Source organism: Aeromonas genomosp. paramedia, from assembly GCF_023093515.1.
Lineage (GTDB): Bacteria > Pseudomonadota > Gammaproteobacteria > Enterobacterales > Aeromonadaceae > Aeromonas.
This window is the reverse complement of sequence record NZ_JAAROG010000019.1, coordinates 129,267-153,477: the sequence shown is the minus strand read 5'-3', so window position 1 is coordinate 153,477 and position 24,211 is coordinate 129,267. Positions and strand designations below refer to the sequence as shown.

Below are 24,211 nucleotides of genomic sequence, written 5' to 3'. Positions count from 1 at the left end.
CGGATGAGGGCGCAAAAAACGCGCGCCATGCCTCAAATTCCTCCGCCAGCATTATCTGGATCAGGTTCACGGGTATAATCTCAGCGGTAAACCGCACCCCGTTTGAGCAACGAACCGCATTGTATTGACCTTCTTTGGGGGAGGCCAGCACTATGTTTCACGGGCCGCGCCGTGCGAGCCACCACCAAGGAGGATGCCCCCAGTGATCACCAGCACCAAGGAAAGACGTGCCTTCCAGCGCATGGTCATCAACGCCCCTGTCACCCTGTTCCAGCACCAGCAGGTGCTTGAAGGAGTCTGCCGGGATCTCAGCGCCAATGGCATGGGGGTCGAGGTGAACGAACACGGGTTTGATCTGGCCCAACCCATCCGGGTGAGCCTGGCCACCAGCAGCAACCTGCTGCCTCCCTTTGAGGCCCAGGCTCGCATAGTGCGGGTGCTGGAGGAGGAGGGTGGGCTCTTGCTGGCGCTGGAGTTTCTGCCGCTGACCTGAGTCTGCACACCACCCTGTTCCATCGACCAGCCACCGGCTGGTCGATGCATTTTCGGCCCGGGCCAACCTTGTCTTCCCGCCCGGATCGCCGCTCCGGGTGCGGCTCAGTTGCTGGCCAGCACGGGTTGGGCGCTCAACTGCTTGCTGTCGACCAGCGTCTTGCTGGTGGGGGCGAGCTGGCCCATGGGGAGCTGGGCGGGGCCGGTCGGTTCCAGCAGCAGATAGGTTTCCCCTTGCCAGCTCAGGGTCGCCTGACCCGGGCCGGCCGGCAGCGCCACCCCCAGCAGGGCATGGCCCGGCACGAACACCATGGCCTGCTTCAGCTCGGGAAATCGCTGGGCCAGCAGGGCCGCCATCAGGGTCACCTTGCTGTCGCAATCCCCCCGGTTCTGCTCCAGCACCTGGCGCGGGCTCAGAAAGCCCTTGCCCGAGCGCCCCGACTGGCTGTCGAGCAGCTGATAGGGGATGGCCTGGATGAAGTCGAGCATATGGGCCACCGTCTTCTGGCGCGCCTCTGTCTCTGTGGCGCCCTCCTGCTTGAGCTGCTCGGCCAGGGGCGCCAGTTCGGCACGGCTCTCCAGGGCGATGCGCACATGATCCTGCTTGATGGCGGGGGCGCCGTCGGGCGGGGTGAAGGGCTGGAAGTAGTGCTGCTTGAGCCACTCGGCCTCCAGTCTGGCCTGCTCCGGCTTGACCCATAGCGAGGCTTCCCTGGCCTTGTCGGCGTTGCGGCTCTTGAGGCTGAGGGCGAGGCTGGGGCGAGAGAGGGAGAACTGCACCTCGGGGAATTCAAGCTCCGCCTGTCGCAGCAAGCTCTGCAGCACCTCCTCCTGCATCCTGGCCGGGCGATAGGCGATGAGCGGCGGCAGCTTGCCCGCCTCCAGCCGGTAGCTGAGTTGCTGGGCCTTGCCATCCCTGTCCTGCCAGCCGACGTTGAGCTGGCCGCCGTTGCTGTTGAAATAGGTCTGCCCGGCGCAGACCGGCAGCGCCAGCCAGAGGCCGCAGAGTAGGGGGAGGGCGATCGTCATCTTCATTCAGGTGTCCCGTCGGGCATGCAGAAGTGGCCGGCCATGCGTGTAGTCTGGCCTGACAATAAAACAGGGAGCCTGGGCTCCCTGTTGATTCTACTCGCTTTCTTGCCGCTGGCGCGTCAAATCCAGCTTGGCTGCTTTGCTTCGAAGGCACTGATGGCGGCCTCGTGCTGCAGGGTTAGGCCGATGGCATCCAGCCCGTTGAGCAGGCAGTAGCGGCGGAACTCGTCGATCTCGAAGCCAAACGTGAGCGCGCCGGCGCGCACCTGGTTCGCCTCCAGATCCACGTCGATCTCGATACCCGGCTGGGCGGCAACCAGCTGGAACAGGGCCTCGACCTCTTCTTCTTTCAGGCGTACCGGCACCATGCCGTTGTTGATGGCGTTGCCGTAGAAGATGTCGGCAAAGCTCGGGGCTATGATGGTCTTGAAGCCGTAGTCCGCCAGCGCCCAGGGGGCGTGCTCGCGGCTCGAGCCGCAGCCGAAGTTCTCCCGGGCCAGCAATATGCTGGCACCGGCGAATTGCGGCTGGTTCAGCACGAACTCGGGGTTGGGCTGCTCCCCTGCATCGTCAAGGAAGCGCCAGTCGTGGAACAGGTGCTTGCCAAAACCGATGCGGTTCACCTTCTGCAAAAACTGCTTCGGAATGATGGCGTCGGTGTCGACGTTGGCGCTGTCGAGGGGAACGACGATCCCTTTATGCTGTTTGAAACCTGTCATCTTGTTCTCCTCGTAATTACAGCGCGCGAATGTCGGCGAAGATGATGTCGGTGACGGCGAAGGGCCGTCCGCGTTGTTTGAAACCTGTCATCATGTTTTCCCTGTCGTTACAGCGCACGAATATCGGCGAAGCGGCCGGTGACTGCGGCGGCGGCGGCCATGGCCGGGCTCACCAGGTGGGTGCGGCCGGCACGGCCCTGACGCCCTTCGAAGTTGCGGTTGCTGGTGGAGGCGCAGCGCTCCCCCGGTTGCAGCCGGTCGTTGTTCATGGCCAGACACATGGAGCAGCCGGGCAGGCGCCACTCAAAACCCGCCTCGAGGAAGATCTTGTCCAGCCCCTCGGCTTCGGCCTGGGCCTTCACCTGCTCGGAGCCCGGTACCACCAGGGCCTGTACCCCGGCGGCCACCTTGCGGCCACGGGCGATGGCGGCGGCGGCGCGCAGATCCTCGATGCGGCTGTTGGTACAGGAGCCGATGAACACCTTGTCTATGGTGACGTCACAGAGCTTCTGGCCCGGCTGCAAGTCCATGTAGGCAAGCGCCTTGCGGGCGGACTGCTGCTCCATCAGATCGGCAAACGACTCCGGCGCCGGAATGGGTTCATTGACGGCGATCACCTGGCCCGGGTTGGTGCCCCAGGTCACCTGAGGGGCGATGGCGGCGGCGTCCAGCACCACTTCGGCATCGAAGGTCGCGCCTTCGTCGCTCTTGAGGGTTTGCCAATGGGCGATGGCCTGCTCCAGCGCCTCGCCGGTGGGGGCGAATACCTTGCCGCGGATGTAGTCGATGGTGGTCTGATCCGGGGCTATCATTCCCGCCTTGGCGCCGAGCTCGATGGCCATGTTGCACACCGTCATGCGCCCTTCCATGGAGAGACCCGTGATGGCATCGCCTGCGAACTCCACCACGTAACCGGTGCCGCCGGCAGCGCCGACCTTGCCAATGATGGCCAGCACCACGTCTTTCGCGCTGATGCCTTCGGCCAGCTTGCCGTTGACAGAGATACGCATGGTCTTGGCCCGGCCCTGCTTCAGGGTCTGGGTCGCCATCACGTGTTCCACTTCGGAAGTGCCGATGCCAAACGCGAGCGACCCAAAGGCGCCGTGAGTGGCGGTGTGGGAGTCGCCGCAGACTATGGTGGTGCCGGGCAATGTGATGCCGAGCTCGGGGCCCATCACGTGGACTATGCCCTGGTATTTGTGGTTGAGATCGTAGAGACGGACCCCGAACTCCTTGCAGTTGGCTGCCAGGGTCTCCATCTGGATGCGGGCCATCTCGCCGGAGGCGGCGATGTCCTTGGTGGTGGTGGAGACGTTGTGATCCATGGTGGCCCAGGTCAGATCCGGGCGGCGCAGCGGGCGTTTCATGGCGCGCAGGCCGTCGAACGCCTGGGGGCTGGTCACTTCGTGCACCAGGTGGCGATCGATGTAGATGAGGGGGGTTTCCCCTTCCACTTCCCGGACCACGTGGGCATCGAACACTTTCTGATAGAGGGTCTTGGACATTGCTCGGTATTCCTTGTTATGTGCTGCGTGGCTCAGATCCGTGCGGCTATCTGGCTGCCCATCTCGGCGGTGCTTTGCACCGGGTGCTGTGCGTTAGCCTGATGCAGATCGGCGGTGAAGTAACCTTCGGCCAGAGCCTGGGCAACGGCCTGCTCTATGGCCTGGGCGGCGGCTTCCTGGCCCAGGCTGTAGCGCAGCATCAGGGCGGCGGAGAGGATCTGGGCTATGGGGTTCGCAATGCCCTTGCCGGCGATGTCCGGGGCCGAGCCACCGGCCGGCTCGAACAGACCGAAGCCGGATTCGTTCAGGCTGGCTGAAGGGAGCAGCCCCATGGAGCCGGTGATCATGGCGCACTCGTCGGAGAGGATGTCGCCAAACAGGTTGGAGCAGAGCAGCACGTCGAACTGGGACGGATCCTTGATGAGCTGCATGGTGGCGTTGTCGATGTACATATGGTTCAGTTCGACGTCGGGATAATCCTTGGCGACTTGCGTCACCACTTCGCGCCACAGGATGGAGGAGGCGAGCACGTTGGCCTTGTCGATGGAGGTGACCCTGGACTTGCGCACCCGGGCGGATTCGAACGCTATCTTGGCGATGCGCTCGATCTCGAAGCGATGGTACACCTCGGTGTCGAATGCCTTCTCCATGGAACCTTCCCCTTCGCGCCCCTTGGGCTGGCCGAAGTAGATGCCACCGGTCAACTCCCGCACGCAGGCGATGTCGAAGCCGCGATCCGAGATGTCGGCGCGCAGGGGGGAGAACTGCTCCAGGCCGGTGTAGATGCGGGCCGGACGCAGGTTGCAGAACAGCTTGAAGTGGGCACGCAGGGGCAGCAGGGCGCCGCGCTCCGGCTGATCGTTCGGTGGCAGGTGCTCCCACTTGGGGCCGCCCACCGAGCCGAACAGCACGGCATCGGCCGCTTCGCAGCCCGCTATGGTGCTTTGCGGCAGCGGGGTGCCGTGGTTGTCGATGGCGATGCCACCCACGTCGTGGCGATCATAGTCGAGGGAGAAGCCGAATTTGGTCTGCACCTTTTCCAGTACCTTGATGGCCTCGGCCATCACTTCCGGGCCAATGCCGTCCCCCGGCAATACTGCGATCCGATAACTGCTCATACTCTCTCCGTCCTGATGTTGTGTTGAGTTCCATCTGCCCAGTGACCCGATACTGCGAGCCTATGCCTGTTCAGACTGTCTCCGTCCTGATGTTGTGATTGCATTCCATCCGTTCAGCGAGCCGTTCGCTGTTCAGACGGTCTCCGATTTGGTGCTGTTTTTATGTCCCATCTGCTCAGCGAGCCGAGCGCTGCTCAGACGGTTTCCGATTTGGTGTTGTTTTTATGTCCCATCTGCTCACTGAGCCATCACTCACAGTTCAGACGGTTTCCGATTTGATGTTGTTATTGCGTTCCATCTGCTCGGCGACCTGATCGGCACGCCAGATGCTGTTGATGACATGGACCAGGGCCTGGGCCGAGGATTCGATGATGTCGGTGGCCAGCCCCATGCCATGGAATTTGCGACCCTTGTATTCGGCGACTATGTCGACCTGGCCGAGGGCATTCTTGCCTTCCCCCTTGCCCTTGAGCTCGTACTTGTCGATGCGGATCTCGTAGCCGGTGATGCGGTTGATGCACTGGTAGACAGCATCCACAGGGCCGTTGCCTGTGGCCGCTTCGCAGATCAGGTCCTGACCCACCTTGAGCTTGACCGAGGCGGTGGCCAGCACGGAGCTGCCGCTCTGCACCCCGAGGTACTCCAGCTTGAAGTGCTCGGGCTCCTCGTGGATCTGGCTGAAGAAGGCCAGTGCCTCGAGATCGTAATCGAACACCTGCCCCTTCTTGTCGGCCAGCACCAGGAACTTGCCGTAGAGGTGGTCGAGATCGTAGCTGCTCTCGGCGTAGCCCATGCTCTCCATGCGGTGCTTGATGACGTGGCGGCCGGAGCGGGAGGTCATGTTGAGGTTGTTCTGGGTGAGGCCGATGCTCTCGGGGGTGATGATTTCGTAGGTGTTCTTGGCCTTGAGCACGCCGTCCTGATGAATGCCGGAGCTGTGGGAGAAGGCGTTGGCCCCGACGATGGCCTTGTTCGGCTGTACCGGCATGTTGCACAGCTGGCTGACCAGCGTGCTGGTGCGGTGGATCTCGTTGTGACGGATGTTGGTGTGCACCCCGAGCAGGTCGGCGCGGGTTTTCAGGATCATCGCCACCTCTTCCAGGGAGCAGTTGCCCGCCCGCTCGCCGATGCCGTTGATGGTGCACTCGATCTGGCGGGCCCCCATCTGTACGGCACCGATGGAGTTCGCCACCGAGAGGCCCAGATCGTCGTGGCAGTGCACCGAGATGATGGCCTGGTCTATGTTCGGTACCCGGTTGAACAGGGTCTGGATGATGCCGGAGAATTCGGTCGGCACCGTGTAGCCCACGGTATCCGGGATGTTGATGGTGCGGGCGCCCGCCTTGATGGCGGCCTCCACCATGCGGCAGAGGTTGTCAATCGGCGTGCGGCCCGCATCCTCGCAGGAGAACTCCACATCGTCTGTGTAGCGCAGGGCGTGCTTGATGGCGCCGACCCCCATCTCCAGCACGTCTTCGAAGCTCTTTTTCAGTTTGCTTTCGACGTGGATGGAGGAGGTGGAGATAAAGGTGTGGATACGGAAGGCTTCGGCGACCCGCAAGGCTTCGCCGGCGGCATCTATGTCCTTGGGCAGGGCGCGGGCGAGGGCGCAGACACGGCTGTTCTTGATGTGGCGGGCTATGGTCTGCACCGATTGAAAATCACCGGGGGAGGAGACAGGGAAGCCCACTTCCATGATGTCGACACCGAGTCGTTCCAGCGCCTGGGCAATCTGCAGCTTCTCCTTGACCGTCAAGCTGGCCGACAGCGCCTGCTCGCCATCACGCAAGGTGGTATCGAATATGATGACTCGATCTGACATGTGACTTCCCTCTTCCTAAGTTCGGTGCGTGCATCCTGCATTGGCATAAAAAAACCCGTGCGGGGTGCACGGGTTTTTGTAAATTCCGGCTATGCCTTAGCCCGGCTACAAGGATCCCGCGCGAGGAGTCGCGATTAGGGAGAGCAGTAGTAGCGGAGCGGCAATATGCATGATGACTCAATCCTTCCAGTCGATAACGCTACTACCAATATCGAGATTTTTATGCTGTGTCAACTCGAAAGGACAGGTTCAATTCACTGTGTTATTTAATCGGATTGTAAAGGAGTGCAAATTTCCTTGTCCCATATTCGGTTCATGCCTGATTATCTGGTCGTTCCTGCTGTACTCGATCACCCGCACAATCAGATCGACTTATCAGCCCTTGCTGAATTATCTGAGGTATTCCATGGAAAAACGCAGACCTGGCCGTCCGGTCGGACGTTCCGACATTCGTGACAAGCTGCTCGCCGCCGCACGCGAACGTTTTCTCAACACCCCCTACAGCAAGGTGACGACCCGCGAGATCGCCGAGCTGGCCGGCTCCAATCTGGCGATGATCCACTACTACTTCGGCAGCAAAGAGGGCCTCTACAAGGCGGTGCTGGGGGATGTGGCCGAGCCGCTGGATCAGGCCTGGCATGACGAGAGCAGCAACCGCAGCTTGACCGATCTGCTCAATACCTACTATCAGGTGATGGCGCCGAACAGCGAGCTGACTTCCGCCATCTCCAGCGCATTATCAACCGAGAAGAGTCCGGGGCGGGATTTTGTATTGAATCGTCTGCTGGAGCGCCAACTGCCCCAGTTCGATGCCCTGCTCGAGTCCATGCGCACCAATGGCCAGCTGGGTGACAACCTGGATCCCGAGATGCTGAAGATCTCCTTCCTCAGCATGATGTGGCAGCCCTTCGTGATGAAGGATCTCTACGAACAGGTGTTCGGCCTGACGGTGGACGAGAGCTTCATGAGCCGGTTGGCGGCCCACAACTGCCAGTTGATGGAGAACGGCCTGCGCGGTTCCCTGAACTGAGTCTTCCCGGGTAAAAACTGAAAAAGGGCCGCATGGCCCTTTTTGCATGGTGCCTGTCACAAATCTGTTATCTCTCCTTCAACCAAGTGTCACTCCGCCGCCCTAGTCTGCAGGCAAGACTCAAGAGCAGGAGGCGTGATGAACAAGATCCAGCAATGGGACCTGCGGGTGTGCCGCGTCTGCCTGCTTCATCCCTACAACGGGCCGCAGGCCAGGATCAGCCGGCTCGTCTCCCGCACCGGTGACGGTCCCCTCTACGCCGTGCTGGCCGCCCTGCTCTGGTGGCAGGGGGAGGCGCAGCGGGAAGTGGTGCAAGTCGCCCTGCTGGCCTTTGCCGCCGAGCTGCCGCTCTATTTGCTGCTCAAGAATGCCCTGAGACGCCAGCGCCCCGTGGGCTTGCCGGTCTTCATCACCCCCTCCGATCGCTACAGCCTGCCCTCCGGCCATACCGCCGCCGCCTTCCTGATGGCCACTGTGCTGGCGGCCAGTTTTCCGCTCTGGGCGCCCCTGCTGTTTCTCTGGGCCATATTGGTCGGGGCGTCGCGGCTGCTGCTCGGGGTGCACTATCTGAGCGATCTGGTGGCCGGCGCCCTGCTCGGGGGCGGCTGCGCCCTGTGGGCGCTCGGCTGGAGCCAGGGATGAGGATACTGTTCGGGGTACAGGGGACCGGCAACGGTCATATCAGCCGTAGCAGGACTCTGGCGCGCGCATTGAAGGGCAGGGGGATAGAGGTCGACTACCTGTTCAGCGGCCGCGCCGCCGACGGTTACTTCGAGATGGGGGAGTTCGGGGAGTACCGCACCTTCCCCGGCATCAGTTTCGTCAGTCATCAGGGCCGCATCTCGGGCTGGCGTACCCTCAAGAGACTCTCCCCCCTGCGCTTCTGGCAGGACATGCGGGCGCTGGATTGCCGGGGTTACGATCTGGTGATCAGCGATTTTGAGCCACTCAGTGCCCATGCCGCCCGGCGCTGGCAAAAACCGAGTCTGACCATCAGCCATCAGGCTAGCTTCGACTGGCCCATTCCGCGCTGGGGAGAGAGTGGTTTCAACCGCCAGCTGATGCGCCACTTCGCCCCGGTGAGCCGCTCTCTGGGGTTGCACTGGTTCCACTTCGGTCAGCCGCTGCTGCCCCCCATCATAGATCCCATGACCCCGGCCCCGGACAACCAGCAGATCCTGGTCTATCTGCCCTTCGAGCAGACAGAGCAGATAGCTGCGCTGCTGTCGCGCTTCGGCCAGCAGCGCTTCGTCTGCTTTCACCCCGGTCTTAGCAAGGCCAGTCAATGGCGCAACATCCGCTTCGAGCCTGCGGCCCGGGAGGGGTTCAAGCTGGCGCTGGCCGGTTGCCGGGGCGTCATCAGCAATGCGGGGTTTGAACTGGCCTCGGAGGCGCTGTCTCTGGGCAAGAAGCTCTTGGTCAAGCCGCTCGGCGGCCAGTTCGAGCAGCTGACCAACGGCAGGACCCTGGAGTTGATGGGGCTCGCCCAGTTGATGGAGACGCTGGATGCCAATGCGGTGCGGAGCTGGCTGGAGGCGCCGGCACCCGGCAGAGTGCATTACCCCGACGTGGCGGGGGCGCTGGCCGACTGGCTGCTGGCCGGTGCCGAGGAAGATATTGAGTCTCTCTCCCGCCGCCTGTGGGCCAGGACCCTCTTCCCGGAGGAGGTGTGCGATCGCCTCAGCGAACTGGCGGGCAACCCGACATTGGCCCGTCCCTGGTTATCGCAACTCAGCGCCTTTGACTAGACTGAGTTGATCCCACCAAGGAGAGGACGGACACCATGCGCTTTACCAATGAAAACGGCGACACCATGACCCTGGCAGACAATCTCACCCTGCATGAGCTGCTCGACATGGGGGTCAGCATCTCGGTCTGCGAAGAGACGGATCCGGATCAGCAGATCTGGCTGGCGGAGCCGGAAGACGAGCACTGAGACGCTATGGTTTTGACGGCCCGCCCCCTGGGGGCGGGCCATTTATTTCCATCCCGGCCCGGATTGGCAGCATGATCCGCTAGTTTCTCCCCCATACCCCCCGCTTTGTTTCCGGTCTGGTGACCAAGTCACTGAATGTTAATAGCTGTTTGAAATTTATGACTGTTCTGGTCAGACAAAGCCGTGGACAAGCGTTCACAAGCGGGTTAAGTTGGATTTTCACCCGCTTTTCGGGTGAATGATGGAAAAACCCTATTTTTCTACTATCGACGGCTCCGAACTCGCCTGGTCTGGATGCAGACAACAACAAGAGACGGATCGGCGCTGCCGGGAAGCAGCGGACTGTCGGTAGCTTTCGCTTAACGGAGCAAAGCCTGGAGGGCTTTATCATGGAGATGTTATCAGGCGCCCAGATGGTGGTTAGAGCGCTGGAAGATCAGGGAGTGGAACACGTTTTCGGCTACCCTGGTGGCTCAGTGCTCGACATCTATGACGCTCTCTTCGAAAACGGCAAGATGGAGCATGTTCTGGTGCGGCACGAGCAGGCCGCGGTGCACATGGCGGACGGTTACGCCCGCTCCACCGGCAAGGTGGGCACTGTGCTGGTGACCTCGGGTCCCGGCGCCACCAACTGCATCACCGGCATCGCCACCGCCTACATGGACTCGATCCCCCTGGTGATCCTGTCCGGTCAGGTGCCGACCAGCATGATAGGGGAGGACGCGTTCCAGGAGACCGACATGATCGGCATCTCCCGCCCTGTGGTGAAGCACAGCTTCCTGTGCAAGAAGGCCAGCGACATTCCCGACGCCATCAAGAAGGCCTACTACATTGCCGCCAGTGGCCGCCCGGGGCCCGTGGTGGTGGACTTGCCCAAGGACGTGCAGAACCCGAAAGAGAAATTCCCCTACCAGTATCCCGAGTCCGTTTCCCTGCGCTCCTACAATCCGACCAAGGCCGGACACAAGGGCCAGATCAAGCGGGCTGCCAAGCTGCTGACCGAGGCGAGCCGCCCGGTCATGTACGTGGGCGGTGGCGCCATCAACGCCAATGCGGATCACCTGGTGACCAAGCTGGCGGAGCTGCTGAACCTGCCGGTGACCACCACCCTGATGGGGCTGGGGGCCTTCAGCGGCACCCATCCGCAATTCATCGGCATGCTCGGCATGCACGGCACCTTCGAAGCGAACAAGAGCATGCACAACGCGGATCTCATCTTCGCCGTGGGTGCCCGCTTCGATGACCGCGTGACCAACAACGTGAGCAAGTTCTGCCCCAACGCCACCATAGTCCACATCGACATAGACCCCACCTCCATCTCCAAGACGGTGCAGGCCCATGTGCCCATCGTCGGCTCGGTGGAAACCGTGCTGGAGCAGATGCTGGAAGTGATCCGCGAGTGCGGCTTCGACAACGACAAGCAGGCGCTGGCAGACTGGTGGAGCCAGATCGATCAGTGGCGCTCCCGCAACTGCCTGGCCTACGAGACCCACCCCACCCTGATCAAGCCGCAGCAGGTCATAGAGGCGCTCTACAAGGTGACCAAGGGGGAGGCCTTCGTCGCCTCCGACGTGGGTCAGCACCAGATGTTTGCCGCCCTCTACTACCCGTTTGCCAAGCCGCGCCAGTGGATCAACTCCGGTGGTCTCGGCACCATGGGCTTTGGCATTCCGGCCGCCATGGGGGCCCAGTTTGCCAACCCGGATGCCGTGGTCTGCTGTGTCACCGGCGACGGCTCTGTGCAGATGAACATCCAGGAGCTCTCCACCTGCATGCAGTACGGGGTGCCCATCAAGATCATCTCCATCAACAACCGCGCCCTTGGCATGGTCAAGCAGTGGCAGAAGATGTTCTACGGCGGTCGTCACAGCCACTCCTACATGGAATCCCTGCCGGACTTCGTCAAGCTGGCGGAAGCCTATGGCCACGTCGGCATCGCGGTGAGCGATCCGGCCGAGCTGGAGAGCGCCATGGAGAAGGCGTTCGCCATGAAGGATCGGCTGGTGTTCATGGATATCTCGGTCGACCCGGACGAACACGTCTATCCGATGCAGATCAAGTTTGGTGCCATGGACGAGATGTGGCTGAGCAAGACGGAGAGGACTTGACGATGGGACATATCATTTCGGTCGTACTGGTGGAGCCCGCCATCGATGAGATGTGGCTGAGCAAGGCGGGGAGACATTGATGAGACATATAATTTCCGTTCTGCTGGAGAACGAATCCGGCGCCCTGAGCCGTGTGGTGGGCCTCTTCTCCCAGCGCGGCTACAACATAGAGACCCTGACGGTGGCCCCCACCGAGGATCCCACCCTGTCCCGCATGACCATAGTCACCATGGGTGACGAGCGGGTGCTGGAGCAGATCCAGAAGCAGCTGCACAAGCTGGTGGACGTGCTCAAGGTGTGCGATTTGAGCGAAGGGGAGCACATCGAGCGGGAGATCGCCCTGGTCAAGGCACGGGCCGCGGGCGGTGCCCGAGACGAGCTGAAACGGCTGGCGGACATCTTCCGTGGCCAGATCGTCGACGTCACCCCCGAGCAGTACACAGTGCAGCTGGTGGGCACCAGCGAGAAGCTGGACGCCTTCATCAAGACTGCCGCCCAGACCAACGAGATCATCGAAGTGGTGCGTTCCGGTGTCTGCGGCATCTCTCGTGCGGACAAGTCCCTGCGTCCCTGATATGGCCGGACGTGGAAAAGGTTGTTCAAGGGCTCTTCGGAGCCCTTTTGTTATTTGGCCGGGTGGTGCGCCTCAAGCTGTCTGCGGCATCTCCCGGGCGGACAAGTCCCTGCGTCCCTGATATGGCCGGACGTGGAAAAGGTTGTTCAAGGGCTCTTCGGAGCCCTTTTGTAATTTGGCCGAGTGGTGCGCCTCAAGCTGTTTGCGGCATCTCTCGTGCGGACAAGTCCCTGCGTCCCTGATATCAGGGGCTGGTAACCTGTCCAAAGGGGCTCTTCGGAGCCCCTTTCTCATGGTCGCTCGAGGGGGAGAAGTGCTGACCGGAACTGTCATTTTCTTTCAAATGATCGGTAAACTATCCACAAAAGCTGTGGAAAACTCTGTAGATTAGCGGTGTGTCTGGCGTTAGTTTGCTGATCTTAAAGGGATATTCTGATTTGATCCTGACTGGATCGCAATTGTGCAATCACCCTGCGCGGGTGTGAGTGTTTGCTTATCGCCAGCGCCTTGCCAGATGAGCCCCAGCGTCAGATCGGGGGATCAGCTCAGGATCCTGATTTGATCTTGTGGATCAACATCTCGCCGCCATAAAAAAACCCGCCGGAAGGCGGGTTTTTCACAGGGTCAGCGTTGGCGATATTACTCGGCCTGGGCTGCCTGGATACCGGTCAGGGCGATGGTGTAGACGATGTCGTCTACCAGGGCGCCACGGGACAGGTCGTTGACCGGCTTGCGCATGCCTTGCAGCATGGGGCCGATGGAGACCAGCTCGGCGGAGCGCTGTACCGCCTTGTAGGTGGTGTTGCCGGTATTCAGATCCGGGAACACGAACACGGTGGCTTTACCCGCGACCGGTGAGTTCGGTGCCTTGGACTTGGCCACGTTCTCCATGATGGCCGCGTCGTACTGCAGCGGGCCGTCGATGATGAGGTCTGGGCGCTTGGCCTTGGCCAGCTCGGTCGCTTCGCGCACCTTCTCGACGTCCGCGCCGGCGCCAGAGGTACCGGTGGAGTAGGAGATCATGGCGACGCGCGGCTCGATGCCGAAGGCGGCAGCGGAGTCGGCGGACTGGATGGCGATCTCGGCCAGCTGTTCGGCGCTCGGATCCGGGTTGATGGCGCAGTCACCATATACCAGCACCTGATCAGGCAGCAGCATGAAGAAGATGGAGGAGATGAGGGACGAACCCGGGGCAGTCTTGATGATCTGCATCGGCGGACGAATGGTGTTGGCTGTGGTGTGCACGGCGCCGGAAACCAGGCCGTCCACTTCGCCACGTTCCAGCATCATGGTGCCCAGCACCACGTTGTCTTCCAGCTGTTCGCGAGCGACCACTTCGGTCATGCCCTTGTTCTTGCGCAGCTCGACCAGACGCGGCACATAGCGCTCGCGCACTTCCAGCGGGTCGATGATCTCGACGCGATCGGTCAGTACCACACCCTGCTGTTCGGCGACGCGACGGATCTCTTCCGGGTTGCCCAGCAGCACCGGACGGGCGATGCCACGCTCGGCACAGATGGCGGCAGCCTTGATGGTCCGCGGCTCTTCCCCCTCCGGCAGCACGACGCGCTTGTTGGCCTGACGGGCCAGCTCGGTCAGCTGATAGCGGAACGCCGGCGGGCTCAGGCGACGGGAGCGGGTGGACTTGGCAGAGAGAGACTCGATCCAGTGCTTGTCGATGTGGCCAGCCACATAGTCCTGCACCAGCTCGATACGCTCGCGGTCATCTTCCGGGATGTCGACGTTGAAGTTCTGCAGGCTGACGGCGGTCTGCCAGGTGTTGGTGCCGGTGATCATGATCGGCAGGCCGGTGGCCATGGCCTGTTGGCACAGGGCGATGACTTGCGGCTCAGGGTGGTAGTTGCCGGTCAGCAGCAGGGCACCCAGCTTGACGCCGTTCATGGCGGAGAGGCAGGCGGAGACGATGACGTCGGAGCGATCGCCTGAGGTCACCAGCAGGCTGCCCGGACGGAAGTGCTCGATCATGTTGTGGATGGAGCGGGCACAGAAGGTCACGGTCTGCAGGCGACGGCTGTCCAGCTCACCCTTGTGCAGGATCTTGGCGGCCAGGTGCTTGGCGAGATCCTTGGCGCGCGGGGCGATCAGCTGGGTGTTCCAGGGGATGCAGCCGAGGATGCGCAGCGGGCTCTTGCCGAACACCTGCAGCACTTCCAGGTTGTGGGCGGTGTCGGAGGTGTGGTGGTGCGCCTCGAACATCTCGGTCAGATCGGGGCGGGTCACGCCGTGCTCGTCAACCGGTGCACCCACCTTGTTGATGACGCAGCCCACGATGCGCGGGTTGCTGACGCCACCGAAGTTGGAGCAGGCCAGCTCGATGCGCTCTTTGAGCTTCTGGCTGGAGTCGTTGCCCGGATGGGTCACGAACACCATGTCGGCATCCAGCGCCTTGGCGACGTCGTAGTTCAGCTTGTTGGCAAAGGGTTGCTTGTCGGTCGGCACCAGGCCTTCGATCACCACCACTTCGGCACCGCTGGTCTTCACGTGCTCTTCGAAGCGAGCAACTATCTCTTCCAGCAGGATATCGGTGTTGCTGGAGGTGATCATGTTCTCGGCGTAGGAGAGGGCGAACGGCTCGGGCGGGTTGATGTTGGCGGCGGCGCGGATCACGGCGGTGGAGCGCTCGGTACCGGTTTCACCCGGACGCGGCTGGGCAACCGGTTTGAAGAAGCTGACATTGACACCGTGACGTTCCATGGCGCGAACGACGCCAAGGCTCACGGAAGTTACGCCGACACCAGTGCCGACCGGGATGAGCATAATAGTGCGTGCCACTTATTACCCCTTGTTCATTTTTGGGATCAGGAAAAGGCCGCCCTGGGGCGGCCTTGCTCTACAGCTAATTTATGCGCCGACCAGTTCCAGCGCGTCGTGGGCGATGACCCACTCTTCGTTGGTCGGGATAACCAGGGCCTTGGTGGAGCCAGCCTTGGTGATCTCGCCACCCTTGCCGAAGCGCGCCTTCAGGTTGGCGTCGTGGTCGACGTCAAAGCCCAGCAGGCCCAGCTTGTTCAGGGTGATCTCACGGATCGGGGCGGAGTTCTCGCCGATGCCACCGGTGAAGACCACGGCATCCAGACGACCGTCCATGGCGGCGGCGTAGGCACCGATGTACTTGGCCAGGCGGTAGCAGTACACGTCCATGGCGCGCTTGGCTTCTTCCTTGCTGTCGTAGTTGTCTTCAACGAAACGGCAGTCGGAGGTGACTTCGGTCAGACCCTGCAGGCCGGATTCCTTGGTCAGCATGGTGTTGATCTCGGCGACGCTCATGCCCAGCTTGTCGTGCAGGAAGAAGATGATGGCCGGATCGATGTCACCGGAACGGGTACCCATCACCAGGCCTTCCAGCGGGGTCAGACCCATGGAGGTGTCGACGGACTTGCCGTTCTTGATGGCGCAGACGGAGCCGCCGTTGCCCAGGTGGCAGTTGATGATGTTGAGCTCTTCAACCGGCTTGTTCAGCTGCTTGGCGGCTTCCAGGCTGATGTAGTAGTGGCTGGTGCCGTGGGCGCCGTAGCGACGGATGCCGTTCTCTTTGTAGAGCTTGTACGGCAGGGCGTACAGGAAGGCTTCTTCCGGCATGGTCTGGTGGAAGGCGGTGTCGAACACGGCGACGTTCTTCTCGGCCAGCTCAGGGAACACCTTGAGGGCGGCACGGATGCCGATCAGGTGAGCCGGGTTGTGCAGCGGAGCGTAAGGAATGGCGGCTTCGATACCGGCGATCACGTCTTTGCAGATCCGCACGGAAGAAGTGAATTGCTCGCCGCCGTGTACCACGCGGTGGCCGATGGCAATCAGGTTCTTGGACAGTTCAGGGTTGAGCGGCAGGATCTTGTGGACGATGTAGTCCAGCGCTTCCTGGTGAGCGGCACCGGCACCCAGATCGGCGCTGCCCTTTTCGCCGTTGAGCTTCCACTTGATGCGGGCGTCGTCGAGGTTGAAGCACTCGGCCAGGCCGGACAGCAGATCATCACCGGTGGTTGCGTCAATGACAGCAAACTTCAGGGACGAGCTGCCACAGTTAAGAACAAGAACCAGCTTACTCATGAATAAATCCTATCGCAGATTGGGTTGGGTTGGAGGATGCGCCGGACGCGGTGCGCCCAAAAACTATCAACTTATCCTTATGAGGGTTGGCAATCTGTTGCTTGCCCCTTGTATAGTGATACAAGACCCGGAATTCTGACGTCCCTGACAGGCCAGCAGCAAACCACTGGCGTAAAAATTGGGCGTACAAAGGATAACCTGATTGTTGAAAAATAACAAAGTCATCCTCAACCTTTGTTATTGCCTCTCAAATATTGTCGAGGTTTTGCCGTTAATACGTTCAAAAAGAGCTCGGAGGTAGTATGAGCATGAACATTTTTGGAACTAAATTACAGCAAGGCCGTCATTATATGACTCTTTGGCCGCGCCGTCCCGAGCTTAATTCCATGTTCCCGGAGAATCGGGTGATCAAGGCCACCGAGTTCGCCCTCAGGGTCATCCCGGCGCTCGCCGTGCTCAGCGTCATGCTGCAGTTCCAGTTCGGCGAGCTGCACTACTGGCCCTCCGTCATGGCCTCAGTGTTGTTCCTGCTTAGCCTGCCGCTGCAAGGCTATTACTGGCTCGGCCAGCGTGCCGATACCCGCCTTCCCCCCTCCCTCGCCAACTGGTACAGGGAGATCAACGGCAAGATGAACGAGCAGGGGGGCCATCGTCAGCTGGTGGCCCGCCCCCGTTACGAGGAGCTGGCCGATACCCTCAACGCCGCCTTCAAGCAGCTGGACAAATCCTTCCTCTACGAATAACCCCGGCAGGGGAGCAAAAGGCGCCATCAGGCGCCTTTTTCACATTCAGGCGGCCAGCACCTTGCTGATCTCCTGGATGGAGAGCTTGTACTGACGGGGGCACTGACGCCAGGCCGCCAGCATGCGCTGGTACTTGTCGCGCATGGCGATGTCGCTGGAGAGCTCGTCGCAGGGGCAGGGCAGCTCGGGGAAGCGCTTGTCCACCTCCAGCAGGAAGCAGACATAATCCGCCAGTTCCCGCTCCTGGCTGCGGCTGTAGCCGTTGAAGGCCAGACGGCTCTCGTTCACCTCGGCCCGGGTACCGGCGTCGAGGTTGCCCCAGGAGATGGCCAGCGCGTGGTGCAGCTCCAGGGTGTCCAGCACCTCTTGGCAGGTGGCGAGATCCAGGTGGCCGAAGCTCTTCTCCAGCTCGAGGATCTGCAGGCAGTAGCCACGTTCGACTATGGTGCTGGCCCGCTGGTAAAACGCCGCCTTCTCCGGATTGAGTTTGGCCAGGATCTCGTACTGATTGCTCAGGATCAGGCGTTCGGTATGGCTCATGTTCATGGGCTGTCTCGCTGGAAAATGAATCTGGGGTCACGTTAACCCATATCCAGGATGAATTTTTTGATCTGATAAGGGAGGTTGGCGAGAAAAACGGGGAGGAGGGCGCAATAGGGGCGTTGCTTTTGGCAGGACATCCCCGGCTCTTGCGTGGCAGCGCCGGGTGCAAACGACCAGGGCCTGCATCTGCAGGCCCTGTTGTCGTGTCTGAACTTGCGGGGGTCAGCCCTTGACGAGGTCGAGCACCACCTGATGGTGATCGCTGGTCTTGAACTTGTCGAAGCGATGGGCCACCTTGCCCTCCTCATCGATGAGGAAGCTCAGTCGATGGATGCCGTCATACTCCTTGCCCATGAACTTCTTCGGGCCCCAGACGCCAAAGGCATCGGCCACGGCATGATCCTCATCGGCCAGCAGCCGGAAGTTCAGGCTGTCGCGCTCTTCGAACTTCTTCAGGCGCTTGGCCGGATCCGGACTGATGCCGAGCACCACCACGTTGAGTGCGGCCAGCTCGGCATTGACGTCGCGCAGGCCGCAGGCCTGGGTGGTGCAGCCCGGGGTCATCGCCTTGGGATAGAAATAGATGAGCACCTTCTTGCCCCGCAGGGAGGACAGGCTGACCTGCTGACCATCCTGATCGGAGAGGGAAAAATCGGGGGCCTGAGTACCAACTTGTAGTGGCTGCATGGGGTCTCCTCGGATAAACGCCGTCAGGCGTATTTGTGATTGACGATGAACTCGAATGACTCGGCACCCAGTTCAAGACAGAAATCGGCGAAGGCCGTCTTCGAGTCCGCCGCCTCCCCCTGCTTGGCCTGATTGAGCTGGAAATTGGCCTTGAGCAGGTTGAAGGGTTGCTGCTCGAGGGTGACGGTCTGCATGGCCTGGATATCCCAGCCGTGATCGCTGAAGAACTGGGTGCACTGGCTTACGATGCCCGGCTGATCCCGGATCAGCACCTCGGCGCTGGCGCTGATGTCATATTGAAGGGAGTGGTGGCGCTCGGTGCGCTTCATCATGGTGATGAGATCCCACTCCTGGCTGCGCAGGGGAAGGCTTATCTCAAGCTGCATCAAGCTGTTCCAGTCACCGGACAACAGCATGATGAAAGTGAATTCGTTGCCGAAGATGCCAAGACGGCTGTCGACAATGTTGCAACCGCAGCCACTGACGTGACGGGTAACCTCATTGACGATGCCAGGCCTGTCCGTGCCGATGGCCGTTACGACCAGGTAGTGAGTCATAAATCGTCTCTCGTCCATTTATTGCGAATGCGGTGAGAGCGAGCGCCTGACGGGCATGACGCCCTGCTCCGGGCTCTCTCCTGCCCTCGTGCATCCATACGTTTTGTGGCGGATGGTAACACGGCTTGTCCCTTGCCTCCCTTGTTTTTCAAAAGGGGCAGCTTTACCATTACGCCCCTGAAAATCGGGAGAAATATCCATGTTACGCGGTAGTATTGTTGCGCTCGTTACCCCCATGCTGGCCTCGGGTGAGATCGATTGGACCAGTCTGGCGGCCCTGGTGGAGTATCATGTCGGTGCCGGCACCAGTGCCATAGTCGCGGTGGGCACCACGGGAGAGTCGGTCACCCTGAGCGAGCAGGAACATATCGCCGTCGTGGAAAAAACCGTCGAGTTCGCCGCTGGCCGCATTCCGGTCATCGCGGGCTGCGGCTCCAACAGCACAGCCCATGCCATCGCTCTCTCCCGGCGTTTCGCCCAGACCGGCGTGGTGGCGGGCCTCTCTGTGACCCCTTATTACAACAAACCCACCCAGGAAGGTCTCTATCGTCACTATTGTGCGATCGCCGAGGCTAGTGGTCTGCCTCAAATTCTCTATAATGTGCCCGGTCGCACCTGCTGCGATCTCAAACCGGAGACCGTGGCTCGTCTGGCCAAGGTTCCCGGCATTATCGGTTTGAAAGAAGCGACGGGTGATTTGAGCCGCACCCCGCTGCTGCGCGAGTTGTGCGGGCCGGATTTCGCGCTTTATAGTGGCGATGATGCCAGCGGATGTGATTTTATGCTGCAAGGGGGCGATGGCGTCATTTCGGTCACCACCAATATTGCGGCGCCCCAGATGGCCGACATGTGTCGTGCTGCGCTGGCCGGTGATGCCGGGCAGGCTCATGACATCAACAATCGATTGATGCCGTTGCATCAGACTCTGTTCTGCGAACCGAGTCCCATCCCGGTGAAGTGGGCCTGTGCCCGACTGGGATTGATGGCGACGGCGACCTTGCGCCTGCCGCTGACCGACCTCACCCCCGAGGGGGAACAGGCGATGGCGCGAGCACTGACGACTGCGGAGTTGATGGCGAGTGTTTAAAGCAAATGGAAAGGGAAATGCAGTGCGCCTGGTGCTGAGTGTCGCGACTGTTGCCGTGTTGGCAGCCTGTAGCTCACCCCAGGATCGCAAGATGGCCAACCGTGGCTTCGAGTATGAAGAGAGCCGCCTCGAAGGTCGCGCCTTCCTCGTGCCCGCCGGGTTGAGTACCCCCGCCTTTAACAGTAATTTCGACATTCCGGCCCTGCCGGAGAGCAGCCGCGAAGGTGCCATCGGCGCCAAGGTGGACGTGCGTCCGCCAGCCCAGCTGCTGACAGTGGTCCCTGGCAGTCAGGTGGTGGCCAAGGCCAGCGAACCTACCCTGGCCTTCTATGCCCTGAGCACCAGCCAGAGCGTGGAGCGCGATACCTGGGCCTTCCTGATGAACTTCCTGGCCCAGCACAAGGTCACCACGGAGAAGCTGGATCAGCAGGCCGGCGTGTTGCAGACCGGCTGGTTTGACAACTCCGCCGCCCTCGATGGCTGGGCGGAGGAGGACGACGACTTCCGCATCCGTCAACGCTACCAGTTCACCCTGCGCAACGATGTGCAGCGTCACGCCGTCAACATGTCGGTGAGGGTGCTGGATCATGAAGAGACCATAGACGGCGAGACCAGCACTGTGCTGACCCCGGCCGATGCCCAGCGCTATGCAACCCGGGCGCTGAACCAGTTCTCCCTCTACTACGACAAGCAGCTCAAGGCTCGCGAACAGCACAAGTCCACCGATGGCATGGGCCTGGAGCTGGGTCTGGACAACAACGAGCTGAGTGCCTGGATTGCCGATGGTTCCTTCGAGCAGGTCTGGCGCCGTCTCAACCAGGTGCTGCCGGCCTACGGCTTCACCATCAAGGATACCCAGCAGTCCCTGGGCTGGATCGACGTCGAGTATGACGAGCCCAATGCCGAGTTCTGGCAGGCCAAGGGGGCCGAGCCGTTCAAGCTGGAGGAAGACCAGTACCGCTTCCAGCTGGGCGAGATGGCCGGGGGCAAGACCTCCATCACCCTGTTCGACAAGGACAAGAAGCCGGTTGCATCCGGTGTCATCTCCCAGATGTATATCAGCCTGTCCGAGGCCTTTGCCAAAGGCGTGGCCGATCAGGCCGCTAAAGCAGAATAGAAACAGGGGCCTGGTGCCCCTGTTTTGTTATGTGGAGTTCGCGCAGAGAGCCCTCTTGGGAGCCTGTCCCGGCAGAGAGGCCTGGCGCTGCTTCGCGTGAATGAATCCCTCGTAGACAGGAGCCTGATGCGCCTGTCTTGTCAGTCCCACAACAGGAAGTGTTATTAGCCATGAGTCTTGCAGATCAAGTATTGGCGGTGAATGACGATTTGCCGATCCGTACCGATAAACCTGTCCATTCCGGCAAAGTGCGCAGCGTCTACTGGTTGACCCCCGCAGACAGTGCCCGGCTCATAAGAGAGAAAGGCTATGATGTGCCGGCCGATACGCCCCTCGCCCTCATGGTGATCAGCGACCGCATCTCGGCCTTCGACTGCATCTGGCAGGGTGTGGATGGCCTGAACGGTGTGCCGGGCAAGGGGGCTGCACTCAATGCCATCTCCAGCCACTGGTTCAAGCTGTTCAAGGAGAAGGGGTTGGCGGACAGCCACATCCTGGACATACCGCACCCCTTCGTCTGGATAGTGCAAAAGGCCCGCCCGGTGATGATCGAAGCCATCGCCCGCCAGTACATCACCGGCTCCATGTGGCGTGCCTACAAGGACGGCGAGCGCGAGTTCTGCGGCATCACGTTGCCGGAAGGGCTGAAGAAGGATCAGAAGCTGCCCGAGATCCTCATCACCCCCTCCACCAAGGGGATCCTCAAGGGGCTGGATGGCGTGCCTGAAGCGGACGACGTCAACGTCTCCCGTGCCGACATCGAGCGCCACCATCAGGCCTTCGGTTTCCGCTCCCCGGCGGACATCGATCGCTATGAAACGCTGCTCAAGGAAGGTTTCAACGTCATCAGCGAGGCCCTGGCCGCGCTCGATCAGATCTTCGTCGACACCAAGTTCGAGTTTGGCTATGTCCAGGATGCCGCCGGTCGCGAGAAGCTCATCTACATGGACGAAGTGGGTACCCCCGACAGCTCCCGCATCTGGGACGGCGCCGCCCTGCGCAATGGCGAGATCGTCGAGAAGTCCAAAGAGGGCTTCCGCCAGTGGCTGCTGAACCACTTCCCGGATCCGGACATTCTGCTCAACAAGAACCGCATGCCGGAACGCTTCGCCCTGGCCCGGGACAACAAGCTGCCCACCGAGGTGATGATGGACATCTCCCATACCTACGTGGGGATCGCCGAGAAGGTCATCGGTCACAAGCTGGTGCGCAGTGCCAATCCCAAGCAGGAGATCATCGAGGTGCTGCGCGAGCAGTACGGTCTGATCGACTGAGGCTGACCGCCTTTTTTTGCCGCCGGCGCACAAACGTTTGCCGGCGGTGAAGGCAGCAAGCAGACAAACAGACGGGCCCCATGACGGGGCCCGTTTTTATTGGCGTCTGGCAGTGAGGGAGGGTGGCCTCAGCCATTGACCCGGAAGATCTGGCCGCTCTGCACCCCCAGCACCGACTTCTTGTAGGCCTGGGCCACCCGGGCGGCGGGCACGGGCACGAAGCCCGGGAAGAAGTCGGCGTACTTGTCCATGGACTCTTCCAGCACTGTGGGGCTCACCACGTTGATGCGCAGCCCCCTCGGCAGTTCGCACGCGGCCCCCTTCACGAAGTGCTCTATGGCGCCATTGATGGTGGTCGCGCTCACCCCCCAGTTGATGGGCTCCTCGCTCAGTATGCCGCTGATGAGGGTGATGGATCCCTTGTCATTCAGATGGGGAATGGCGGCCCGGGTCAGGTTGATCTGCCCCATCAGCTTGCTCTGAAGCCCCAGTTGCCACTGCTCGTCGGTCATCTCGGTCAGGGCGCTGAAGGCCACGCTGCCGCTGGCGACCACGAGGGCATCGAACCGACCTATGCCCGAAAATAGGGCGGCGATGGAGGCGCCATCCGTCATGTCGACGGTGGCATCCCCCCGGCTGTGGCCGACCCGGATCACCTGGTGGTCTCTGGCAAGCAACTCGCTGACGGCGGAACCTATGGTGCCGGAGGCACCCACAATCACAATCTTCATCTCTATCGCTCCTGGTTGGGATGTGTTGATGATAGCTGGATGAAAAGGGAGAAAAAGCGCTTAAGATAAACCCATTGTTTCCATATTGGAGCTAATGGATGGAGATCGCCCATCTGAGCAGTTTCTACGAGGTGGTGCAGCGCGGCAGTTTCTCCGCCGCCGCCGATGCATTGGGGGTGAGCAAGGGGATGCTGAGCCGCCACGTCAGCGCCCTGGAGTCCGCCCTCAATGCGCAACTGTTGCAGCGCACCACCCGTCGCCTCAGCCTGACCGAGGCGGGCAGGACCCTCTATGTGCAGGCTGGGCAGATAGCCGCCCTGGCCCGCCAGGCGGAGCAGGACATCCAGGCCCTGACCGAGGAGGACAGCGGTCGCCTGCGCTTCACCTGCCCGGTCAGCACGGGGGATCGCATGGTGAGCGAGCTGCTGGCGCGCTTCGCCGAGCTCTGCCCAGGGGTCGAGGTGGAGCTCAACTTCACCAACGCCATGATCGACATGAGCCAGGGGGAGAATGACATCGCCCTGCGCGCCATGGATCAGGTGCCGGACAATCTGGTGGCGCTGCCCCTCGGGCAGTTGAAAGACGTGGTGGTGGCGAGCCCGACCCTGCTGGCCCGGGAGGGGCTCCCCGCCACCCCCTATGAGCTGGGCGGGCGCCCCTGCCTGCTCCAGGGGCACAACCCGGCCTGGGAGCAGTGGCATTTTCGCAAGGCAGGGGAGGAGGCCCACATCCTGGTGCAGGGCAAGGTGCGGGCCAACCACTACAGCACCCTGCTGCAGCTGGCCCGCTCGGGCATGGGGTTTGCCAAGTGCCCGCTGATGCTGGTGGATACGAGCCTGGCCAGAGGCGAGCTGGTGGCCGTGCTGACGGAGTGGCAGACCGGCCTGCACCCGCTGCATGTGCTCCATGCCCAGCAGCGCCGGGTGCCGCGCAAGATCCGGCTGTTCAAGCAGGTGCTGGCCCAGTGGTTTGCCGAGCGGCCCCACTACCTGCTCTGAGAGGCTGGCGCGCGTTATTTTTCTGTCATCTTCGGCTGCTAGCCTGCGCCCATCATAGCGAGCAGAGAGAGAC

The 24,211-nt window shown here is 61.4% G+C and carries 23 protein-coding genes and 1 riboswitch; of the genes, 12 read left to right on the top strand and 11 right to left on the bottom strand.

From position 1 onward, the window contains the following. Nucleotides 1–20: 20 nt before the first annotated feature. Nucleotides 21–111, bottom strand: a riboswitch (TPP riboswitch). Nucleotides 112–202: 91 nt separating this feature from the next. Further along, complete coding sequence (locus HB860_RS15445; RefSeq protein ID WP_005323856.1) at nt 203–493, top strand: PilZ domain-containing protein; 291 nt, start codon at nt 203–205, stop codon at nt 491–493. Nucleotides 494–597: 104 nt separating this feature from the next. On the opposite strand, the gene HB860_RS15440 is transcribed toward HB860_RS15445, so the two are convergent. The 5 genes from HB860_RS15440 to leuA all read right to left on the bottom strand — a co-directional run bounded on the left by HB860_RS15440 (nt 598) and on the right by leuA (nt 6,688). Beyond that, nucleotides 598–1,527 carry a transglutaminase domain-containing protein gene (locus HB860_RS15440; protein WP_247627221.1) on the bottom strand — a complete coding sequence of 310 codons (930 nt, stop codon included), beginning with the start codon at nt 1,525–1,527 and terminating at the stop codon, nt 598–600. A 116-nt stretch (nt 1,528–1,643) separates the two neighbouring features. Beyond that, complete coding sequence (gene leuD, locus HB860_RS15435) at nt 1,644–2,243, bottom strand: 3-isopropylmalate dehydratase small subunit (protein ID WP_202047127.1); 600 nt, start codon at nt 2,241–2,243, stop codon at nt 1,644–1,646. A 107-nt stretch (nt 2,244–2,350) separates the two neighbouring features. Further along, complete coding sequence (gene leuC, locus HB860_RS15430; RefSeq protein WP_247627220.1) at nt 2,351–3,748, bottom strand: 3-isopropylmalate dehydratase large subunit; 1,398 nt, start codon at nt 3,746–3,748, stop codon at nt 2,351–2,353. Nucleotides 3,749–3,780: 32 nt separating this feature from the next. Next, complete coding sequence (gene leuB, locus HB860_RS15425; protein ID WP_247627219.1) at nt 3,781–4,866, bottom strand: 3-isopropylmalate dehydrogenase; 1,086 nt, start codon at nt 4,864–4,866, stop codon at nt 3,781–3,783. A gap of 259 nt (nt 4,867–5,125) precedes the next feature. Then, the gene (leuA, locus tag HB860_RS15420; protein WP_005323845.1) at nt 5,126–6,688 is read right to left on the bottom strand and encodes a 2-isopropylmalate synthase; all 1,563 of its coding nucleotides are present in this window, start codon (nt 6,686–6,688) and stop codon (nt 5,126–5,128) included. 406 nt (nt 6,689–7,094) lie between these two features. Between leuA and HB860_RS15415 the strand changes: the two genes are divergently transcribed. The 6 genes from HB860_RS15415 to ilvN all read left to right on the top strand — a co-directional run bounded on the left by HB860_RS15415 (nt 7,095) and on the right by ilvN (nt 12,336). Continuing rightward, the gene (locus HB860_RS15415) at nt 7,095–7,718 is read left to right on the top strand and encodes a TetR/AcrR family transcriptional regulator (protein ID WP_247627218.1); all 624 of its coding nucleotides are present in this window, start codon (nt 7,095–7,097) and stop codon (nt 7,716–7,718) included. A 138-nt stretch (nt 7,719–7,856) separates the two neighbouring features. Beyond that, the gene (locus HB860_RS15410) at nt 7,857–8,360 is read left to right on the top strand and encodes a phosphatase PAP2 family protein (RefSeq protein ID WP_247627217.1); all 504 of its coding nucleotides are present in this window, start codon (nt 7,857–7,859) and stop codon (nt 8,358–8,360) included. Next, nucleotides 8,357–9,466: an MJ1255/VC2487 family glycosyltransferase gene (locus tag HB860_RS15405; protein ID WP_247627216.1), complete on the top strand. Its 1,110-nt coding sequence runs from the start codon at nt 8,357–8,359 to the stop codon at nt 9,464–9,466. Before HB860_RS15410 ends, HB860_RS15405 begins: the two co-directional genes overlap by 4 nt. Nucleotides 9,467–9,501: 35 nt before the next feature. Next, entirely contained in the window at nt 9,502–9,654 is a 153-nt protein-coding gene (locus HB860_RS15400; RefSeq protein WP_005323837.1) for a hypothetical protein, read from the top strand. Nucleotides 9,655–10,043: 389 nt separating this feature from the next. Then, the gene (locus HB860_RS15395) at nt 10,044–11,762 is read left to right on the top strand and encodes an acetolactate synthase 3 large subunit (RefSeq protein WP_202047121.1); all 1,719 of its coding nucleotides are present in this window, start codon (nt 10,044–10,046) and stop codon (nt 11,760–11,762) included. A 79-nt stretch (nt 11,763–11,841) separates the two neighbouring features. Then, nucleotides 11,842–12,336, top strand: a complete 495-nt coding sequence (gene ilvN, locus HB860_RS15390) for an acetolactate synthase small subunit (RefSeq protein ID WP_025328160.1) — start codon at nt 11,842–11,844, stop codon at nt 12,334–12,336. A gap of 639 nt (nt 12,337–12,975) precedes the next feature. On the opposite strand, the gene pta is transcribed toward ilvN, so the two are convergent. Further along, a complete protein-coding gene (pta, locus tag HB860_RS15385) occupies nt 12,976–15,129 on the bottom strand; it encodes a phosphate acetyltransferase (RefSeq protein ID WP_025328159.1) in 2,154 nt (717 codons plus the stop codon). A 69-nt stretch (nt 15,130–15,198) separates the two neighbouring features. Further along, on the bottom strand, nt 15,199–16,401 hold the full coding sequence (locus HB860_RS15380) for an acetate kinase (RefSeq protein ID WP_025328158.1): 1,203 nt from the start codon (nt 16,399–16,401) through the stop codon (nt 15,199–15,201). Nucleotides 16,402–16,703: 302 nt separating this feature from the next. On the opposite strand from HB860_RS15380, the gene yfbV reads away from it, so the two are divergent. Further along, entirely contained in the window at nt 16,704–17,144 is a 441-nt protein-coding gene (gene yfbV, locus HB860_RS15375) for a terminus macrodomain insulation protein YfbV (RefSeq protein ID WP_025328157.1), read from the top strand. Between the two features lie 45 nt (nt 17,145–17,189). On the opposite strand, the gene HB860_RS15370 is transcribed toward yfbV, so the two are convergent. The 3 genes from HB860_RS15370 to HB860_RS15360 all read right to left on the bottom strand — a co-directional run bounded on the left by HB860_RS15370 (nt 17,190) and on the right by HB860_RS15360 (nt 18,931). Continuing rightward, entirely contained in the window at nt 17,190–17,690 is a 501-nt protein-coding gene (locus HB860_RS15370; protein WP_005323826.1) for a YfbU family protein, read from the bottom strand. A gap of 219 nt (nt 17,691–17,909) precedes the next feature. Then, nucleotides 17,910–18,374 (bottom strand): thioredoxin-dependent thiol peroxidase, encoded by a 465-nt coding sequence (gene bcp, locus HB860_RS15365; protein WP_106885901.1) that lies wholly within the window; start codon nt 18,372–18,374, stop codon nt 17,910–17,912. A gap of 23 nt (nt 18,375–18,397) precedes the next feature. Continuing rightward, nucleotides 18,398–18,931 carry a glycine cleavage system protein R gene (locus tag HB860_RS15360; protein WP_247627215.1) on the bottom strand — a complete coding sequence of 178 codons (534 nt, stop codon included), beginning with the start codon at nt 18,929–18,931 and terminating at the stop codon, nt 18,398–18,400. A gap of 199 nt (nt 18,932–19,130) precedes the next feature. On the opposite strand from HB860_RS15360, the gene dapA reads away from it, so the two are divergent. The 3 genes from dapA to HB860_RS15345 all read left to right on the top strand — a co-directional run bounded on the left by dapA (nt 19,131) and on the right by HB860_RS15345 (nt 22,409). Further along, complete coding sequence (gene dapA / locus HB860_RS15355) at nt 19,131–20,018, top strand: 4-hydroxy-tetrahydrodipicolinate synthase (RefSeq protein WP_247627214.1); 888 nt, start codon at nt 19,131–19,133, stop codon at nt 20,016–20,018. After that, entirely contained in the window at nt 20,011–21,135 is a 1,125-nt protein-coding gene (bamC, locus tag HB860_RS15350; RefSeq protein WP_139435072.1) for an outer membrane protein assembly factor BamC, read from the top strand. The genes dapA and bamC overlap by 8 nt, the downstream gene beginning before the upstream one ends. A 170-nt stretch (nt 21,136–21,305) precedes the next feature. Continuing rightward, the gene (locus HB860_RS15345) at nt 21,306–22,409 is read left to right on the top strand and encodes a phosphoribosylaminoimidazolesuccinocarboxamide synthase (RefSeq protein ID WP_202047117.1); all 1,104 of its coding nucleotides are present in this window, start codon (nt 21,306–21,308) and stop codon (nt 22,407–22,409) included. Between the two features lie 128 nt (nt 22,410–22,537). On the opposite strand, the gene HB860_RS15340 is transcribed toward HB860_RS15345, so the two are convergent. Continuing rightward, nucleotides 22,538–23,140, bottom strand: a complete 603-nt coding sequence (locus HB860_RS15340; RefSeq protein ID WP_247627213.1) for a short chain dehydrogenase — start codon at nt 23,138–23,140, stop codon at nt 22,538–22,540. A 98-nt stretch (nt 23,141–23,238) separates the two neighbouring features. On the opposite strand from HB860_RS15340, the gene HB860_RS15335 reads away from it, so the two are divergent. After that, complete coding sequence (locus HB860_RS15335; protein ID WP_247627212.1) at nt 23,239–24,138, top strand: LysR family transcriptional regulator; 900 nt, start codon at nt 23,239–23,241, stop codon at nt 24,136–24,138. Nucleotides 24,139–24,211: the final 73 nt, after the last annotated feature.

Coding starts and splice junctions, on each gene's coding strand:
- HB860_RS15440 (WP_247627221.1), bottom strand. CDS start 1,527: ATGAAGATGACGATCGCCCTCCCCCTACTCTGCGGCCTCTGGCTGGCG.
- leuD (WP_202047127.1), bottom strand. CDS start 2,243: ATGACAGGTTTCAAACAGCATAAAGGGATCGTCGTTCCCCTCGACAGC.
- leuC (WP_247627220.1), bottom strand. CDS start 3,748: ATGTCCAAGACCCTCTATCAGAAAGTGTTCGATGCCCACGTGGTCCGG.
- leuB (WP_247627219.1), bottom strand. CDS start 4,866: ATGAGCAGTTATCGGATCGCAGTATTGCCGGGGGACGGCATTGGCCCG.
- leuA (WP_005323845.1), bottom strand. CDS start 6,688: ATGTCAGATCGAGTCATCATATTCGATACCACCTTGCGTGATGGCGAG.
- HB860_RS15415 (WP_247627218.1), top strand. CDS start 7,095: ATGGAAAAACGCAGACCTGGCCGTCCGGTCGGACGTTCCGACATTCGT.
- HB860_RS15410 (WP_247627217.1), top strand. CDS start 7,857: ATGAACAAGATCCAGCAATGGGACCTGCGGGTGTGCCGCGTCTGCCTG.
- HB860_RS15405 (WP_247627216.1), top strand. CDS start 8,357: ATGAGGATACTGTTCGGGGTACAGGGGACCGGCAACGGTCATATCAGC.
- HB860_RS15400 (WP_005323837.1), top strand. CDS start 9,502: ATGCGCTTTACCAATGAAAACGGCGACACCATGACCCTGGCAGACAAT.
- HB860_RS15395 (WP_202047121.1), top strand. CDS start 10,044: ATGGAGATGTTATCAGGCGCCCAGATGGTGGTTAGAGCGCTGGAAGAT.
- ilvN (WP_025328160.1), top strand. CDS start 11,842: ATGAGACATATAATTTCCGTTCTGCTGGAGAACGAATCCGGCGCCCTG.
- HB860_RS15380 (WP_025328158.1), bottom strand. CDS start 16,401: ATGAGTAAGCTGGTTCTTGTTCTTAACTGTGGCAGCTCGTCCCTGAAG.
- yfbV (WP_025328157.1), top strand. CDS start 16,704: ATGAGCATGAACATTTTTGGAACTAAATTACAGCAAGGCCGTCATTAT.
- HB860_RS15370 (WP_005323826.1), bottom strand. CDS start 17,690: ATGAACATGAGCCATACCGAACGCCTGATCCTGAGCAATCAGTACGAG.
- bcp (WP_106885901.1), bottom strand. CDS start 18,374: ATGCAGCCACTACAAGTTGGTACTCAGGCCCCCGATTTTTCCCTCTCC.
- HB860_RS15360 (WP_247627215.1), bottom strand. CDS start 18,931: ATGACTCACTACCTGGTCGTAACGGCCATCGGCACGGACAGGCCTGGC.
- dapA (WP_247627214.1), top strand. CDS start 19,131: ATGTTACGCGGTAGTATTGTTGCGCTCGTTACCCCCATGCTGGCCTCG.
- HB860_RS15345 (WP_202047117.1), top strand. CDS start 21,306: ATGAGTCTTGCAGATCAAGTATTGGCGGTGAATGACGATTTGCCGATC.
- HB860_RS15340 (WP_247627213.1), bottom strand. CDS start 23,140: ATGAAGATTGTGATTGTGGGTGCCTCCGGCACCATAGGTTCCGCCGTC.
- HB860_RS15335 (WP_247627212.1), top strand. CDS start 23,239: ATGGAGATCGCCCATCTGAGCAGTTTCTACGAGGTGGTGCAGCGCGGC.